The 16,460-nt window shown below is 58.2% G+C and carries 18 protein-coding genes; 5 read left to right on the forward strand and 13 right to left on the reverse strand.

The window, feature by feature from the left end; all coding sequences use genetic code 11:
* Positions 1 to 64: 64 nt before the first annotated feature.
* The 7 genes from E4656_RS19190 to ugpB form a co-directional block, all read right to left on the reverse strand.
* Positions 65 to 850, reverse strand: a complete 786-nt coding sequence (locus E4656_RS19190; RefSeq protein WP_135484945.1) for an HAD-IIB family hydrolase — start codon at positions 848 to 850, stop codon at positions 65 to 67.
* On the reverse strand, positions 850 to 1,614 hold the full coding sequence (locus E4656_RS19195) for a DeoR/GlpR family DNA-binding transcription regulator (RefSeq protein WP_135484946.1): 765 nt from the start codon (positions 1,612 to 1,614) through the stop codon (positions 850 to 852). The genes E4656_RS19190 and E4656_RS19195 overlap by 1 nt, the downstream gene beginning before the upstream one ends.
* A 6-nt stretch (positions 1,615 to 1,620) precedes the next feature.
* Positions 1,621 to 2,349 (reverse strand): glycerophosphodiester phosphodiesterase family protein, encoded by a 729-nt coding sequence (locus E4656_RS19200; protein ID WP_135484947.1) that lies wholly within the window; start codon positions 2,347 to 2,349, stop codon positions 1,621 to 1,623.
* Entirely contained in the window at positions 2,346 to 3,428 is a 1,083-nt protein-coding gene (locus E4656_RS19205; protein WP_135484948.1) for a sn-glycerol-3-phosphate import ATP-binding protein UgpC, read from the reverse strand. The genes E4656_RS19200 and E4656_RS19205 overlap by 4 nt, the downstream gene beginning before the upstream one ends.
* A gap of 33 nt (positions 3,429 to 3,461) precedes the next feature.
* The gene (gene ugpE / locus E4656_RS19210; RefSeq protein ID WP_135484949.1) at positions 3,462 to 4,313 is read right to left on the reverse strand and encodes a sn-glycerol-3-phosphate ABC transporter permease UgpE; all 852 of its coding nucleotides are present in this window, start codon (positions 4,311 to 4,313) and stop codon (positions 3,462 to 3,464) included.
* The gene (gene ugpA, locus E4656_RS19215; protein WP_135484950.1) at positions 4,313 to 5,194 is read right to left on the reverse strand and encodes a sn-glycerol-3-phosphate ABC transporter permease UgpA; all 882 of its coding nucleotides are present in this window, start codon (positions 5,192 to 5,194) and stop codon (positions 4,313 to 4,315) included. Before ugpA ends, ugpE begins: the two co-directional genes overlap by 1 nt.
* 120 nt (positions 5,195 to 5,314) lie before the next feature.
* A complete protein-coding gene (ugpB, locus tag E4656_RS19220) occupies positions 5,315 to 6,613 on the reverse strand; it encodes a sn-glycerol-3-phosphate ABC transporter substrate-binding protein UgpB (RefSeq protein ID WP_135484951.1) in 1,299 nt (432 codons plus the stop codon).
* A 282-nt stretch (positions 6,614 to 6,895) separates the two neighbouring features.
* Between ugpB and E4656_RS19225 the strand changes: the two genes are divergently transcribed.
* Together E4656_RS19225 and E4656_RS19230 are read left to right on the forward strand one after the other, a co-directional pair.
* The gene (locus E4656_RS19225; protein ID WP_135484952.1) at positions 6,896 to 8,254 is read left to right on the forward strand and encodes an ethylbenzene dehydrogenase-related protein; all 1,359 of its coding nucleotides are present in this window, start codon (positions 6,896 to 6,898) and stop codon (positions 8,252 to 8,254) included.
* A gap of 105 nt (positions 8,255 to 8,359) precedes the next feature.
* On the forward strand, positions 8,360 to 8,872 hold the full coding sequence (locus tag E4656_RS19230) for a hypothetical protein (protein WP_167856152.1): 513 nt from the start codon (positions 8,360 to 8,362) through the stop codon (positions 8,870 to 8,872).
* Here E4656_RS19230 and E4656_RS19235 read toward each other — a convergent pair whose 3' ends face one another.
* The 4 genes from E4656_RS19235 to E4656_RS19250 are packed head-to-tail and all read right to left on the reverse strand — an operon-like array spanning position 8,873 to position 12,671.
* Positions 8,873 to 10,249, reverse strand: a complete 1,377-nt coding sequence (locus E4656_RS19235; RefSeq protein WP_135484954.1) for a sigma-54-dependent transcriptional regulator — start codon at positions 10,247 to 10,249, stop codon at positions 8,873 to 8,875.
* Complete coding sequence (locus tag E4656_RS19240; protein WP_135484955.1) at positions 10,250 to 11,674, reverse strand: sensor histidine kinase; 1,425 nt, start codon at positions 11,672 to 11,674, stop codon at positions 10,250 to 10,252.
* A 23-nt stretch (positions 11,675 to 11,697) separates the two neighbouring features.
* Positions 11,698 to 12,333 (reverse strand): DsbA family oxidoreductase, encoded by a 636-nt coding sequence (locus E4656_RS19245; RefSeq protein ID WP_167856153.1) that lies wholly within the window; start codon positions 12,331 to 12,333, stop codon positions 11,698 to 11,700.
* The gene (locus E4656_RS19250; protein ID WP_135484957.1) at positions 12,330 to 12,671 is read right to left on the reverse strand and encodes an antibiotic biosynthesis monooxygenase; all 342 of its coding nucleotides are present in this window, start codon (positions 12,669 to 12,671) and stop codon (positions 12,330 to 12,332) included. The genes E4656_RS19245 and E4656_RS19250 overlap by 4 nt, the downstream gene beginning before the upstream one ends.
* Before the next feature lie 115 nt (positions 12,672 to 12,786).
* Between E4656_RS19250 and E4656_RS19255 the strand changes: the two genes are divergently transcribed.
* Entirely contained in the window at positions 12,787 to 13,191 is a 405-nt protein-coding gene (locus E4656_RS19255; RefSeq protein ID WP_135484958.1) for a winged helix-turn-helix transcriptional regulator, read from the forward strand.
* A 132-nt stretch (positions 13,192 to 13,323) separates the two neighbouring features.
* Entirely contained in the window at positions 13,324 to 13,680 is a 357-nt protein-coding gene (locus tag E4656_RS19260) for a VOC family protein (RefSeq protein ID WP_135484959.1), read from the forward strand.
* A gap of 492 nt (positions 13,681 to 14,172) precedes the next feature.
* On the opposite strand, the gene E4656_RS19265 is transcribed toward E4656_RS19260, so the two are convergent.
* Together E4656_RS19265 and E4656_RS19270 are read right to left on the reverse strand one after the other, a co-directional pair.
* Positions 14,173 to 14,568 (reverse strand): glutaredoxin family protein, encoded by a 396-nt coding sequence (locus E4656_RS19265; RefSeq protein WP_135484960.1) that lies wholly within the window; start codon positions 14,566 to 14,568, stop codon positions 14,173 to 14,175.
* A 141-nt stretch (positions 14,569 to 14,709) separates the two neighbouring features.
* The gene (locus E4656_RS19270) at positions 14,710 to 15,336 is read right to left on the reverse strand and encodes an NADPH-dependent FMN reductase (protein WP_135484961.1); all 627 of its coding nucleotides are present in this window, start codon (positions 15,334 to 15,336) and stop codon (positions 14,710 to 14,712) included.
* 103 nt (positions 15,337 to 15,439) lie between these two features.
* Between E4656_RS19270 and E4656_RS19275 the strand changes: the two genes are divergently transcribed.
* Entirely contained in the window at positions 15,440 to 16,345 is a 906-nt protein-coding gene (locus E4656_RS19275; protein WP_167856154.1) for a LysR family transcriptional regulator, read from the forward strand.
* Positions 16,346 to 16,460: the final 115 nt, after the last annotated feature.

Consider the following 16,460-nt stretch of genomic DNA (forward strand, 5'->3'; position numbering starts at 1 on the left):
TAGCATAGGTAATCTGCAGCCCGTTCAGAAGGCAAATCCCTGCAGTAGCGGGCGTTTCAGTGCTCTACTGAACGGCGGTGCCGATCTGCTCCAGCCAGCAGGCCACCAGCTCGACTACCCCATGCCCGGAACGGCCCCGGGTGATGGTCGCCGGATGCGCCTGCATCTGGGGCAGATGCTGAGCGATATTGGCGACGCCCGCATTGTTGGGGAAGAACTCGAACATGCTTTCGTCATTGGGGGCATCACCGATGAAAAAGCTGCCTTGCTGCATTGCTTCGGGGCTCAGGCCATGCTGCTCGCTGAGATAGCGGCGCGCCATGGCGCATTTGTCGAACTCGCCCTGCCAGACATTGATGTGAATGGAGCTCTGCTTGACCGAATAGCCCGCAGCCGCCAGACGGGCACGCACTTCGGCCGCCTGTGCCGGGGTCAGTCGGGCCTCCTGATTGTAGTCGACGGCGACATCGACATGGCGGAAGGACTGGTCCTGCGCCAACTGCACCTCAAAGGGCAGCGCCAGCGTTTTCAGCGTATTCAGAATGGCAGCCTGGTCACGGCGATGCTCCTCCCGGCTGCGCCAATAGCGCCATTGCGTCTGGGCACCCTCGAGCCGGGTAGCATAGAAGGCACCACCCTCGCCAATGACGGCCTGCACCGGCCAGGTACGCAGAATCTGATCGCACCAGCCCGCACACCCGCCGGTCACCGGAATAATGGCGATGCCGGCGCCGGCCAGGTCCCACAGCGCCTGATAGGTCTGTGGCAGCAACCGACCCTCTGTGGTCAGGGTGTCGTCCACGTCAGTAAACAGAAATCGTATCGGACGAAAGTCCGGCACCGGATTCATCAGGCTTCAGGCTCCGTTTCCAGAACGACCACTGAAGGTGGCAGAGCCGCACGCGGGGACGGCGGCATGGTATCCGTAATCAGCAGATCAATGGCATCAAAGGGGGCGACCCGGGCCAGGGCCTGTCGATCCCACTTGCTCTGGTCGGCGACCAGAATGCGCCGCCGCGCATTGCCCAATATGGCCTGGCTGACCCGGGCTTCCTCGATCTCGAAATCCATCAGGCCATAGGCCGGGTCCAGGCTGCCGGTGCCGATAATGCCGAAATCGGCACAGAACTCGCCAAAGAAACGGGTCGTGCGCTCCCCCACCACATCGTGATCATTATGCCGCAACCGGCCGCCGGCTACCTGCACATCCACCCCCGCGCTGTTGCAGAGCAATGAGGCCACATTGAGGTTGTTGGTGAACACCTTGAGCCCTTCATGCTCGGACAGCTCGCGAGCCACAAACTCTATGGTGGTGCCAATGCCGAGATAGACCGAGGACTGGTCCGGAATCTGCGCCGCCAGCCGGGAGGCAATGGCCTGCTTGGCCAGTTGATTGAGCACCTGGCGGGAACTGAAAGACAGGTTGGAGACCGATGAGGGCAGACTGACGCCACCGTAGCGACGTCGCAGCAACCCGCTCTCGCACAGCTGGTTGATGTCCTTGCGAATGGTCTGGGGCGATACCTCGAAGCGTTCCGCCAGGGTATCCACCTCCAGGTGTTCATCCTGACGCGCCCAGTCCAGTATTGTCTGCTGGCGTGTGGAAAGTTTCATGGCCCTTCAGTCTTGCAGATTGAACAACAGCGGGTTGTCGGTAATCAGTCCGTCCACCCCCGCCTTCAATAATACCTGCCCGGCCGTCGGATCATTGACCGTGTAGCAGTAGAGATCCAGTCCTGCTGCCTTGATCGCCGCAATGGTAGCAACATCCAGATAGCGATAGTCACAGTGTATGCTAACCAGCCCCAGTTCCTCGGCCAGCATGGCCCAGTCGGCAGGGATACGCTCCCAGAGCTGACCCAGTTGCCAGTCGGGTTGCAGGGCACGCAGTGCCCGCAATGCTTCGGTGCTGAAACTGGAGATGATCAGGTTGTCGAATCGTGACCAGCTTTTCTCAAGTACCGCCACCACCGGTGGCAGAATGTCTGCGACCGCATAGTGCGGGTACAGTTTGATCTCCAGATTCAGCCCCAGCCTCAATTCATCGATCAGCGCCACGGCGTCATCCAGCCGGGGAATACGTTCAGCACTGTACTCAGTCGAGAAGTGGCTGCCGACATCCAGCGTCGCAACATCCTGCCAGTTACAGGCGGCCAAAGGCCCAGAACCATTGGTCAGCCGGTCAAGATAGTCATCATGAAACATGATGGCCGTACCATCACCCAGCAGGTTGGCATCGATCTCCACCCAGGGTACACCCAGATCCGCCGTCACTCGCATGGCTTCCAGCGTATTCTCGGGGCGCAACAGCGCACAGCCGCGATGGGCGATCAGTCGGTCTGCAATCATTCGTTGAGTCTCTGCTCTGTTTCGGCATCGAACAGATGCAGGCGCTCGCGGTCAACCCGCAAGGGCACCACATCACCTCTGGTATAGCGGCGCTTGCCGGGCTGCTCAGCAATCATCAGGCTGTCGCTGCCGGGCAGATGCCCATAGAGCAATGTATCTGCCCCCAGAGGCTCAATGATATCCACTTTCAGATGAAAATCCGCTTCCGCCTCACTGCAGGCTTCCAGATGCTCGGGACGAACACCAAAGGTAATATCCCGACCATCCCACTGTGCCAGCTCTGCCATGTCGGGCAGATCAATGCGGTGGTCGCCCTGCACCAGCAGTGCCTGCCCCTGTATTCTGGCGGGCATGAAATTCATGCCCGGCGAACCGAGAAAACCCGCCACAAACTGTGTTTCGGGTTTTTCGTACAGGTCCAGCGGCGGTCCGACCTGCTCGACCTTGCCGCCATTCATGACCACCAGACGATCAGCCAGCGTCATGGCCTCAACCTGATCATGCGTCACGTAGATCGCCGTGGTCGCAAACTCCTGCTGCAGGCGCTTGATCTCGATACGCATCTGCACCCGCAGCTTGGCATCCAGATTGGACAGCGGCTCATCGAACAGAAACACCTTGGGGTTGCGCACAATGGCGCGCCCCATGGCGACCCGCTGGCGCTGACCGCCGGACAGTTGCTTTGGCTTGTTGTCCAGCAGGTGCTCGATTTCCAGAACACGCGCCGCCTTCTCGACCTTGCGGCGAATCTCGTCCCGGGGCAGCCCCTGATTTTTCAGCCCGTAGCCCATGTTCCTGGCCACGGACATGTGGGGATAGAGCGCATAGTTCTGGAACACCATGGCAATATCACGCTCGGACGGTTCCAGATCGTTGACCCGCTTGTCGCCGATATAGAGGTCACCCTCGCTGGTAGCTTCGAGCCCTGCCACCATCCGCAGTGATGTGGATTTTCCGCATCCGGACGGACCGACGAGTACGATCATCTCGCCGTCCTCGATCTCCAGGTTGAGGTTGTGAATGGCCTTGAAGCCATTGCTGTAGGTCTTCTTGATATTACGCAGTGAAACTGTGGCCACTTGTCGTATCCTCTTTATTGTTCCTGCTCAGCTCTATTTTTCTTGTTCCACCAGGCCGCGAACGAAGAATTTCTGCATCACCAGCACCACCACAACCGGCGGCAACATGGCCAGCACAGTGGTAGTCATGATGATGTTCCAGGGTACATTGCCTTCACCGGCCGTCATCAGACGCTTGATCACCATAACGATGGTGTAATAGTTCTCGTCGGTGGTGATCAGCAGCGGCCAGAGATACTGGTTCCAGCCGTAGATGAACAGAATCACGAACAGGGCCGCGATATTGTTCACGGACAGTGGCAGCAGAATGTCCTTGAAGAATTTCATCGGCCCGGCGCCGTCAATCCGGGCCGCTTCGGCCAGGGAGTCCGGAATCGACAGGAAGAACTGCCGGAACAGGAAGGTGGCTGTCGCACTGGCGATCAGCGGAATGGTCAGACCGGCATAGGAGTTCAGCATGCCGAGACTGGCGACCACCTCATAGGTGGGCAGTATGCGCACCTCGACCGGCAGCATCAGGGTGATGAAAATCATCCAGAAGCAGGTGCGGCGGAACGGGAAGCGGAAATAGACGATGGCAAAGGCCGACAGGATCGAGATGGTGATCTTGCCGATCGCAATGACCATGGCCATGATGAAGCTGTTCCACATCATCCAGGACGCCGAAACACCGACACCCAGCACACGACCCTCGTTGGTCAGGACACGGCGGAAATTGTTCAGCCCCTCTTCACCGAACCACATCGGCATGACACCGGAGACAAAGGAGGCAGAAGTATTGGTGGAGGCGACCAGCGCAATCCAGATAGGCAACCCGATGACGATGATACCGAGAATCAGCACCAGATGCCGGACAGCTGTAAGCCAGGGACGGTTCTCAATCATCAGTACTGTACCTTCCGCTCGATGAACTTGAACTGGATGATGGTCAGGGTGATGACCAGAATCATCAGGATGACGGACTGTGCTGCCGAACTGCCCATGTCCAGACCCACAAAACCGTCTTCATAGACCTTGTACACCAGAGTGCGCGTGGCATTGCCCGGCCCACCGAGGGTAGTCGCATGAATAACCCCAAAGGTTTCGAAGAAGGCATAGACCACATTGACCACCAGCAGGAAGAAGGCGATCGGTGACAGCAACGGAAACACGATCTGCCAGAAACGCTTGAACGGCCCGGAGCCGTCAATGGCTGCGGCCTCGATCAGAGAGCGCGGAATAGCCTGCATGCCAGCCAGGAAGAAAATGAAGTTGTAGCTGATCTGCTTCCACGCCGAAGCGATTACCACCACGGCCATGGCCTCGTTGGCATTGACGTAGTGGTTCCACTGGTGGCCCAGCGTCCAGCTCAGGAAGGCCAGAATACCGATGGACGGATTGAACATCAGCCACCAGATCACCGCCGCCACCACCGGCGCCACCGCATAGGGCCAGATCAACAGCGTCTTGTAGGTGGTCGCACCCTTGATGACCCGGTCGGCCATGGCCGCCAGCAATAGCGCCACAGCCATGCCGCTGAACGCCACCAGCCCGCTGAAAACAAAGGTGACACGGATGGAATTCCAGTACTCGTCATCGCTGAACAGATAGATGAAGTTGTCCAGCCAAACGAATTCGCGCGAGAAGCCGAAGGCATCCTCGATCAGAAAGGACTGATACAGCGCCTGCCCGGCTGGCCAGATAAAAAAGACCAGCGTGATGACAAGCTGCGGCGCCAACAGGAAATAAGGCAGCACCTTGTTGTTGAAAACGACATTATCGTGCATGGGTATGCTCACGGTGTGTCGGAGACACGACGCTGCGCCGCTGAGCGGACAGCGTCGATATCAAGGTTCGGAAAACGGGGCCGGGGCGCCCGGTCAGAGGCCCCGACCAGTGGTGGTGGTTCAGTTGGCGCGCTCGAAACGGCGCAACTGCTCATTGCCGCGACGAACTGCACGGTCCAGTGCCTCTTCTGCCGTGGCATTGCCGTTCCACACGGACTCCAGCGACTCGTCGATAATGCCGCGAATCTGCGGGAAATTGCCGAGACGGATGCCGCGCGAGTTGTCGGTGGGCTCTACTGCAGTCATCTGACGAACAGAGGTGTCGGTGCCGGGGTTCTCGTCATAGAAGCCGCTGTCCTCGGTAACCGCGATGGAAGCGTGCGTGACCGGCAGATAACCGGTATCCATATGCCACTGAGCCTGTACTTCGGGCTCGGTCAGATAGTCGAAGAACGCCGCTACGGCTTCATAGGTGGCATCGTCATGTCCGCGCAGCACCCACAGAGTGGCGCCGCCGATGATGGTGTTCTGGGGGGTATCGATCATGTCGTCCCAGTACGGCAGTTCACTGACACCGAAATCGAAATCGGCGTTGGCGTTGATCCCCGCATAGCCGGCCGAAGACTCGGTGTACATCGCGCATTCCTGGCTATAGAACTTGGAGGAGCCTTCATTGGTGCGGCCGCTGTAGCTGAATATGCCGCTCTGCTGCCATTCGCCCATCTTCTCGACATGACGAATCTGCAGTTCATCATTGAACACCAGCTCGGTATCCAGGCCGCCGAAGCCATTGGCCTGCGTCGCAAACGGCACATCGTGACGAGCCGACAGGTTTTCCAGATGCACCCAGGACTGCCAGGCGGTGGTAAAACCACAGTCATAGCCGGCGTCCATCAATGTCTCCGCGAACTCCTCCATTTCGTTCCAGGTACGCGGGCCACGATCCGGCAGGCCGGCGGCCTCGAAAGCCTCGCGGTTGTAGTACAGCACCGGGGTGGAACTGTTGAACGGGAAGGACAGCATGTTGTCGTTCGGGTCCGCATAGTAGCCGGTCACACTGGCCAGGTAATCAGACTGGTCAAAGCCGCTGCTGAATTCGTCCATCAACTGATACATGGGATACACGGCGCCTTCAGCCGACATCATGGTGGCGGTGCCTACTTCGTAAACCTGCACGATGGCGGGCTGCTCATTGGCACGGAAAGCCGCAATGGCGCCGGTCATGGTTTCGTTGTAGTTACCGCGGTAACTGGCGTTGATATGGTAGTCGTCCTGAGAGGCATTGAAGCCGTCGACGACGCCTTCGGTCAGATCACCGAGGGTGCCGCCCATGGCGTGCCAGAACTGGATTTGGGTCTGGGCAATGACCGAGGTGCTGAGCAGGCTGGCTGCTGCAGCCACAGCAAGTGATTTTTTCATTTTGCTTTCCCTTCTGTTGTTATTGTTCGCTTGTTTCAAACGAACCTGAAAATTACCATCGATTGAAACCTCCCTCAAGCTCCCGCAGTCAAATTAATCTCGCCGCATGGCCTGAAGCGTTGATACAACGGCAACTGCAATTGACACCTGTAAAGCCTGGTTGTCTGTCGCGTCCGGCACACCCTTTTGCAAGTCATTGAAATATATACCAAATGCAGTTGGCACTGCCTTTGCTGTTATGGAATCGACTCAACTCGCATCCCGCATACAAGGAGGCCAGACATGGTCGATTTCGTTCGCGCAAGATCTCAGAAAACCGTTCTCGTCAGTGCAACTGCACTGTGCACTCTGATCGCCGGAGCAGCGGTCGCCTACGACCCTTCCGAGCCTGTCGTGGATATGGACCGCAACATCTGGATTCCCGCCGAGGACGATCGAGAGGCCGTCTTGCGGGTCGGCGCTGTCTACAACGACGAGGAGTTTCAGATTCGGTATGAATTCGAGACCGATGACCCCAGTTGGTACCATCAGTACCTGGTCTACGAGGAGGGTGAATGGGTGCGCTATGGTGGCGCCCAGGCAGGCCCTGAACCGGACGGTTTGTATGAAGACCGAATCTCGATGATGCTGGATGACAACAGCGTTGAGGGCTTTGCCGCCTATGGCGGTTTCATCACCTCCCACGAGGGGATGCGCAGCCTGACCAGTGCTGTTGACTCGGACGAAGTTTCGGCACACCCCCATCTTGGGCAAACGCTAGGACGTTCGGACGTGCGCAAGTTCATTCCCCAGTCGCGTGAAGGCGAGGGCGCCGAGGTCAGTTGGGATGGCGTCCACGACGAGGAGGCTCTGGAACAGCTGCGCGCGGACGGGGTATTTCTTGATCTCTGGCAATGGCGGGCCCACCGCAGTAATCCGGTCGGTCTGGCCGACAACGGCTATGTCCTCGAGTATCGTCACAGTTCATCCGGCAGCAGCATGTTCTCCAACAACTGGGACGATGACACCGAGCAGCCGCTGTGGATGTTCGACCCGGATGCAACAGGCATCGCAGCGATCGAAGCCGAAGGCATCTTCGCGCGGGAATACGGCCAGGACGACTATTACTATCTGGCGGAAGATTTCGCCGTACCCTTCGATCCTGATCACGACTGGCAGGACGGCGACACCCTGCCCTTCCGCTTTCTCAGCGCCGGAGAAGGCAGCCGGGCCGCCATCGCCGCCGACGGGCGCTGGGAGGACGGCGTGTGGCGGGTTCGCCTGACCCGCACACTGGAAGCGCCCGATCCGATGGACAGCAAGACCCTGGAAGATGACGGTGTTTACCCGGTCGCCTTTGCCGTTCATGAAGGCCAGGTCGGCGCGCGCTGGCACCTGGTGTCCATGCCTTCCTCGCTTGGGCTGGGCAATGACGAGGCCGACATTGTTGCGGTGCGCACCGAGGGCGACCTTGATGCTGCAGAGGTTGAATGGACTGATGTGCCGGTCATGTACCCATCCCAGATGGTCTGGCAGTTCCTCAACTCGGAGCATCCGGGCGCTGCACAGGTGCGGCAGGGCGTGGATGTGGAGACTGAGCACAGCTTCCGGGATCTGGTCGAGCGCCTGCCAGAATGGGAACTGCGTACCATCGTCGAGTAGAAGTGACGCGGCTCCCGGCCAGAACAAGGCGGCCGGAAGCCGCGTCAGTTTTCCTGCACCAGGACCACGCATCAGGAGCGTACAAACATAATGAAAAGACCAGTAATGCTTGTGGCAACGGTTTTGATCTCCCATCCCTTGCTTGGGCATGACCAAACGCATGAACACGAACATCAAGGCAGCGAAGATCAGCAATCACAGGCCATCGCAAGCCTGTCCACACAGGACATCGCACAATTGCGTGCCGGGGCCGGCTGGGATCTGGCGTTGCCAGCCGAGCTCAATGGCGTACCCGGGCCGGCTCACCTGCTGGAGCTAGAACAGGAAATCGAGCTGGACGCCAGACAGGCCGGGCAGATCCGTGGCCTTGAAGACGCCATGCGAACCGCCGCAATTGAAGAAGGCGAACGCTTTATCGAGTTGGAAGCCGAACTCAACAGGCGCTTTCGTGAGCGCGCCATCGATAAGGAGATTTTGCAGGATCTGTTGGGTGAGATAGCCGAAAGCCGGGCCAGGTTGCGCCATGTCCATCTCGCAACGCATCTCGATACACTTGAAATACTGCACGAGGAACAGATCGACCGCTACAACACACTCAGGGAACAGCAACGGAACTGATCAGGAGGGCCGACCGTTGCGTGGATGAATGCCGGTGCGAACCAGGCGCGCATGCAGGGCTTGCCGCGACAGCCCTGCCAGCCGCGCTGCCTGCGACACATTGTGACCGGCACGATCCATCAGTTGGCGCAGATAGGCCTGCTCGAAGTGATCCTGCGCCTGCCGCGCATCCAGTGGCAGTTGAAGCTCCTGCAGCGCCATGGTGCCTGCGTTCTGCTCCCCGGCAGTGAACGCACCGAAACCGATGGGACCATCTAGCCGCGTAGCCACGATGCGCTCGATCGTATGACGCAACTCGCGCACATTGCCCGGCCAGGGGGCAGCTTGCATGTACTGAACCGCGTCATCGGTAAAGGGGCCAATATTGCGTTCATCACGAGCATTGAATTCGGCCAGAAAGCGCTCGGCAAGCGGCACGATTGCATCGCGACGTTCCCGCAGCGGCGGCACATGCAGTTCCACCGCGCGCAGCCGGTAGAACAGATCGGCCCGAAACCGGCCCTCTTTGACGGCTTCATGCAGATTGCGATGCGTGGCGGCAATCACGCGGAAGTCGCAGGGGCGCGGCTGGCTCGCGCCCAGCCGCAGCACCGCCCTTTCTTCCAGCACCCGCAGCAGTGTCATCTGCAGACGCGGTGACATCTCACCCAGTTCGTCCAGAAAGAGTGTGCCCTGGTGAGCCGCCTCCACGAGCCCGGGGTTGGCTTGGCTGGCGCCGGTAAAGGCGCCGCGCTCATAGCCGAACAGAAGCCCTTCCAGAAGATTCTCCGGGATGGCCCCACAGTCAACCGCGATAAAGGGCCCCTTGCTGCGTCGACTGGCATGGTGAATGTGCTGGGCAATCACCCCCTTGCCGGTGCCGGTTTCACCGCTGACAAGAACGCCTGCATCGCTGGCAGCCACCAGGTCGGCCTGCTCCATCAGATGGCGCATGGCCTTCGACACCACAAGAGGCCGCCTGTCACGGTCGCCCCCGGGCTCTCCGACCTGGCGGCTGTGTTGGCGCGCACTTTCGAACGACAAGGCACGATCTATGGCCGCTTCAAGTACGGACAGGCTCTCGAAAGGCTTGGTCAGATAGTCCTGCGCGCCTTCACGCATGGCCGTCACCGCGTCCGCAATGTCAGAGTAACCGGTAATCAGTAGCGCGGCTTGCCTGGGGCGCCTCGCCCGGATTTCACGCAGCAGGTCGATGCCTTGCGCATCGGGCAGGCGCTGATCAAGCACCAGCAGATCGAAATCCTGATTCCGGAGCCGGGATCGCGCATCACCGCCAGTCTGCGCCCAGACCAACTGGCTGTCACGATCCTCGAAAAGACCCTGAAACAAGGCGCCGGTATGAGGATCGTCCTCCACCAGCAGCACTGACTGCTGCATCTAGTTACCCTCCCCCGCAGACGCTGGCAGGACCAGCTCAAAGCTGGCCCCGCCGCCGTCGCGATTCTGTGCCCGCAACTGACCATGATGGGCCACGGCCACGTAGCGGGCAATAGCCAGGCCAAGCCCCGTGCCTTCGCGCCGCGTCGTCACAAAGGCTTCGAAAACCCGATCTCCCAGATCTCCCGGCAGACCGGGACCGCGGTCTTGGACACTCAACCGCCATTGCCCCTCGCCAGCCTCGAGAACGACCTCGATCGGCAACTCAGGAGCGGCCTGCGCCGCGTTGCTGATCAGATTGAAGACCAGGTGTCGCAGCAGCACGATATCGCCCAGAACGGGCGCCGGATCAGCAGGCAGATTCAGGATGATCTCAGCGCGGTGCGAGCCGGTTTGACGATAGAGGTTCACCATTTCAGCCGCTGGCGCGCGCAGATCCAGTGGCACCAGTTCAGTACCCGCCTCTCGCCCCAGATCAAGCACACGCCCGACGAAATCGCGGCAATGATAACCCGACGCCTTTATATTGGAGAGCAGTTGCCTTACGCGTTCCGGATCGTCTGCATGGCGCTCTGCCAGTTCGGCAGTATTGATCACCCCGACCAGCGGACTGTTCAACTGGTGGGCAATCTCACCAACCAGACGGCCCATGCCGGACAGCTTCTCCATCTGGATCAGATGCCGGTGTTCGGCACTGAGACGCACCAGCGCGTGCTCGATATCGGCTTTCTGGGAATGCACCCGCAGGAAGAGCCACAGCAGGGCGGCATAAAGCAACAGGCCACCAATGCCGGCGGCAAGCCAGATGAGGGCGCTGCCCCGCGCCAGCGTGCGTTCAAGCGGTGCCGCATTGCGATAAACGCCGGCCGCACCCGAATCAAGCGGAACGTAGAACTCGATGGTCTCGATAGCGTCAATGGGGGTTTCTGCATGCGACGAACGTGCGAACGGCTCGGCCACATGCATGACATCACCATCGATACTGCGCGCAAGGACCTGATCATCCCCGTGACTTTGCCCCATCAGATCCGCCCTGCTGGACCAGACGACTTCGCGACTCTGGTCAAACACATTGATCCGAACCACTTCCGAGAGCGCCAGAACATCCTCCATGCGCCGACCCACCTCGGCGCGGGCTGCGTCATCCGGTGAGGCGAGCAGAGAGGCGATGTCCTGTCCGGCGCGGCTTTGCACAAACTCGCGTATCAGGGTGCCCTCGCGTTCAATGATCGCGCTGCGATAATAGCTGGTGGCGGCCCAGGCCATCACACTGATGCCCAATGCCACCAGGACCAGCGCAATGCTCGTAAAGGCGAGCGCCGGGGTGGCCAACCTGCCGATCACGGTGGTATCCGCGCCGAACAGATTGAGGAATCTTCTGGTGGCCCTCCCGGCACCCGAGGCTTTCACCGTTCCGGATGTCATCAGGAAAGCCTACCCCGCAACGCTCACCCATTACAACTGGGCGTGTTGACGAGCAAATCACTCAGGGCTGAATCCTCCTGGATAACTGAGTGCACCTCGCCGTTGCCAAGCGCCATGCTGGGCACGCTGTTGATTCCTCGCGCTGACGCACGGCGGGTATCAGCGCGCACAGCGCTGCCGAACCTGTCGCTTGCCAGCATGGCCTCCACGGAGGTTCGATCCATGCCTGCCTCACCGGCGATGGCGGTCAGTTCCTGATGGTCAGCGATATTGCGGCCTTCCGTGTGATAGGCACGGTAGATACGCTCGTGCAGCGCCTCCGCCAGGCCCATCTCCATCGCCAGATGGCTGACTCTGTGCGCGTCAAAGGTGTTGACCAGTTGGGCCCGTTCCAGATCCAGCAGCAGGCCCTCCTCGCGACCCGCCGAGACGATGCGCGCGATCCGTGCCTCTGCTTCTGCTGCGCTCGGGTACCAGCCGCGCATGGCTTCAGCAGCGGTCTGCGCAGGCACTGCACTGGCTTCCGGATCAAGCTGGTAACTGCGCCATATGATCTTTGGAAGATGCCCTGCCGGAAGGCCCGCACGCACTCTTTCCAGGCGCCGATGCCCGATGTAGCACCAGGGGCAGACGAAGTCGACATAGACCTCGACACTCACAGTTGCGGCTCCGCAGGCAGCACCGCGCAGACCGAACGGAAGGTCTGCCGCGAACCCTGGGTGGAGAGCTTCTGAAAGACCGCCTCCAAAGCAGCAATACGGCCTTCACCGTCAGACTCTTTCTCGAACGCATGGAAAGCCTCTTCGGTTTCCCATTCGACGATGGCCCTGACCACCTTGCCGTCGGTGCTGGCGAGAAAACGGGCCGAAACAAACCCCGAATAGGGTGCAACCCAGTCTCTCTGGATCTGGGCGAAGGCCTCTGCAATGTCCTGTTGGGACTGCGCGGACAGCGCCGTGTAATCGATGATGGAATAGAATGCCGCCGGTGATGTCATCCAGATTTTTCCTCTGATCAGTCAAATGATGGCTTGAGCATGCGTTTTGGTTATGGGCATACTATTCGAAAGCCGATTGGCACGACAAGAACGCACTTTGAGGTAAGGAACTGGTATGGCCACTGTGAAGCAGACCGATAGCGATAGTGAACAGGGGCCACTCAAGGCCGGCTGTCTCTGGCGGGATGTCTTTAATCATGTAACCAGTCGCTGGGGTTTCCTGATACTCATCGCGCTCGCAGACGGTCCGTTACGGTTCTATGTACTGCGCAACAGTGTAGAGGGGATCAGCGAGAAGATGCTGTCTCAGACCCTGAAACTGCTGATGCGCGACGGGCTGGTCAGCAGGCATGTAGAAGAGACCATACCACCGCGGGTGACCTACGCGCTTACAGACATGGGCCATGCAATAACGACGCATCTCAATGGCGTATCCAATTGGATCGGCGACCATGTCGACGCCATTGCTCAGGCCCAGAAACAGTTTGATCTGGAGCGGGAAGACAGTACCCGAACATGAGCAGACCTGCGGGTCCGCCCTGGTGCGGCGGCTGCAACCTGGCGGGATCATCCATCACAACGCAACATACTGACAGAGTTTGTCAGCAAGCTTGTGCGATGCTTTTCCTGTCCAACAAACAGGAGGCAAATCATGAGCACTGTCCCTTTCAACATGGTGACCTGGTACCAGATTCCGGCTGACAACAGCGACCGCGCCTGGCAATTCTACGGCAAGGTGTTCGGCTGGTCACAGGAAGCCGCCTATGCGGACCGCAAGGCATTGGGCGCTATCAACGGGGAAATAGCAGAGCGCGAGGCGGATCTGCAGAGCCCAAGGCTGGTGGTCCGCGTGGCAGACATCGAAGCGGTACTTGCAGCAGTCAAGGACGCCGGCGGAGAAGTCATCGCGGCGCCGGTCGTGATCGAGGAAATCGATATGGCCTTTGCGACCTTCAGGGATACCGAAGGCAATGTGCTGAACCTAGTGTCCCTTAACAGAAGTTCGTAGGTTTCAGCGAGTCATACAAGGTTTCTGGCAAGGCGCAGCTCGCAGGGAATGGCCGTAGCCCTTTTCAAGAGCTGCAACACCGCCAGAGGCCTTGTATGGCTCGCCCTTCGGGAGCCTCTGTCAGGCACTATTACGGCGTTGCACTCCTGGCAAATAGAACCACTATTCCCAGCGGAGTGCGCCTTGTACTAGCGCCTGACAGGGGCTCTGAAAGGCCACGAACTTCTGTTAAGGGACACTAGTGGCTGACGCGTGAGGCTGCACCGTTGGAGTCGCCAGCAAGGCTAGCTGAACAGGTCAGCCAGTCCATGATATCTGATACCGAAGCATTGGATGTCGGACGACGGAAACACCTCGGCTGGCCCGCTGGCCTTTGAATAATTTCTTATATAAGTGTTAGAAACACTCCAGATTGATATTTTTCAAATAATGCTGCGGAATTTACCCTTTTTCTTCAACAATCTTCCATACACCAGAAATCACCATAACTCTTTATTCAGTAGCGAATTCTTTTTGCAGCCAGTTGATAATATCATCGGATTCATACATCCAGGTGGCCTGAGGATCGTCTTTGCCAATACGCAGACAAGGCACGTTGCCGCGACCACCGCCAGCAATTAAAGCTTCTTTGTGCTTAGGGTCAAGCTGGGGATCACGAACTTCTATGGGTAAAGCCAGACGCGCCATTTCTTTGCGTACCTTGATGCAGAAGGGGCAGGCACGGAATTGATACAGCGCTAGGTTGTCACAGGCTTTGTCAACAGCAGCCTGAGCTTCAGCGGAGCGCTTGATGGGTTTGGGAGTAGTCAGTTTTTCACTGAGCAACATGACAGGGGTCAGAATCAAACCCAGTGTGCGAAAGAAGAAGCGAATAATAATAACTCTCATGGTGAGCCTCTTAACTTAGGGGAATAGGTAAGTGAGATATTGTAAGCGTCCGGCGAACCCCTATTGCGCCGGCTCCCACTCAAGAAACAGAGACTTCCAAGAGTTCCATACTCATCAAGTGTCATGTTCATCTTGAGGACCTCAGGTATGCATCTGATCGAAACTATCAAGACCGTTGGTAGCCGCTCTTGTAGCATCTGTACGCATAAACCTGAGAGCATTGGCCAAGCGTTCCAGCTGATGGACCATCGTGCCCAACCCCTCTGCAGCCTCTGGCTTAGGCGCGAACGTGGTAAACCCCTCGAAATCTGATGACAGGGAGAACTCCACTGAATCCCGAACACAGTACAGTTGAAGCTCGGCACATATCTGTCGAAGTTGGGCGACAGCTCGCGCACCACCCGATACGCCATAGCTGACGAAACTCGCAGCCTTATCCCCCCATTCGGGATACAGATAATCCATCGCGTTCTTCAGCGAAGCCGGCGGGCCGAAATTGTACTCTGGTGTAACAAATACAAATGCGTCCAGTGCATCGATTGCCGATGCCCAGTGCTTGGTATGCTCCTGCGCATATTCCATTTTCATTGATGCCACAGCCCTGGCGCCTAGTGGCTCGTCCAAGAGAGGTAGGTCGAACGCCGCAATATCAATCATACGGTATGTAGCGTTTCCCACCTCGCTGGCGCCCTCCAGAACCCACTCCGCAACGGCTTGGGCATTTCTGCCAGGACGCGTGCTACCAACGATTACACCAATTTCAAGCATTATGAACTCCAATACAGTTAAGCGTGTCTCTTACCCTAGCGCGTTCATAAAAGTACGCAAACAGGGTAAAATTGATTTCATTATCCAAATTTATGGAAGGACGATGAATCTTGTCGCATTGCATGACTTTGCTGCCATTGCACATCACGGCTCGCTGGTGGCTGCGTCACTGGAAACTGGCGTTCCCAGGTCCACGCTTTCCAAGCGCCTGCAAAACCTCGAAAGCTCACTGGGCTTGAGGCTTTTCGAGCGCAATACTCGCGCTCTCCGACTGACCGATGACGGTGCGCTGCTACTGGAACGCGCAACTACTCTTCTGCAGGACGCAGACGATCTCAAGCGTTATATGCAGACACGTAATGACGCGCCTTTCGGACGACTCCGCATCTCGGTACCGTCGTTGTTCGGAAATCTCGCCATCGGAAGGATCGCCGCCCTCTATCGCCAAGAATGGCCGGAAACTACACTAGAGGTGCAGATCAGCGATCGCCGGGTCGACCTCGTCGAGGAGGGCTACGATTGCGCAATTCGTGTTGGAGAACTTGAGGATTCAAATATGGTCTGCCGTACTATGGCGACGTCCTCTGCCATTGTCGTTGCATCTCCCGCGCTTGCGAAAAAGTATACCTTGGACGAACCGGCCCAATTGAAGTCAGCACCTTCCATTTCGTTCTTGAATCCGTACAACCGGCACCGCTGGGTTCTCACACGGGGTGATGAGGACGTAGGCGTTGATGTTCGTCCGGTTCTGTCGTTCTCGAGCGTGCAGGCAGTTTTCGAAGCAGCTCGATCTGGCGGGGGCTTCGCCTTGGTTCCATCGTTTATCGCCAGAAAGGCTATTGCTGATGGATCTCTGGTTCATGTTCTGGAAGGATGGGTCGGCGGAATGCATCCGATCTCGATCATTTACCCTTCGCGCCATTATGTTTCGGGAAGGCTGCGCGCGTTTATCGATCTTGTGGACAGAGAAGTTAAGAAGCAGAGCGAGATCGCGCAGTGGCAGTTGTGATGACGAAAGATACGGCGACTGCCTTCAGCACGATCAACTGTCAGCGCCAGTGGTAAAAGTCCGTGAAATGACAACTTAGTTTGTCCGCCCGACCCGCATGACCTTTCCTTGTAGG

It is taken from the genome of Natronospirillum operosum (genome assembly GCF_004768465.1).
Lineage (GTDB): Bacteria > Pseudomonadota > Gammaproteobacteria > Pseudomonadales > Natronospirillaceae > Natronospirillum > Natronospirillum operosum.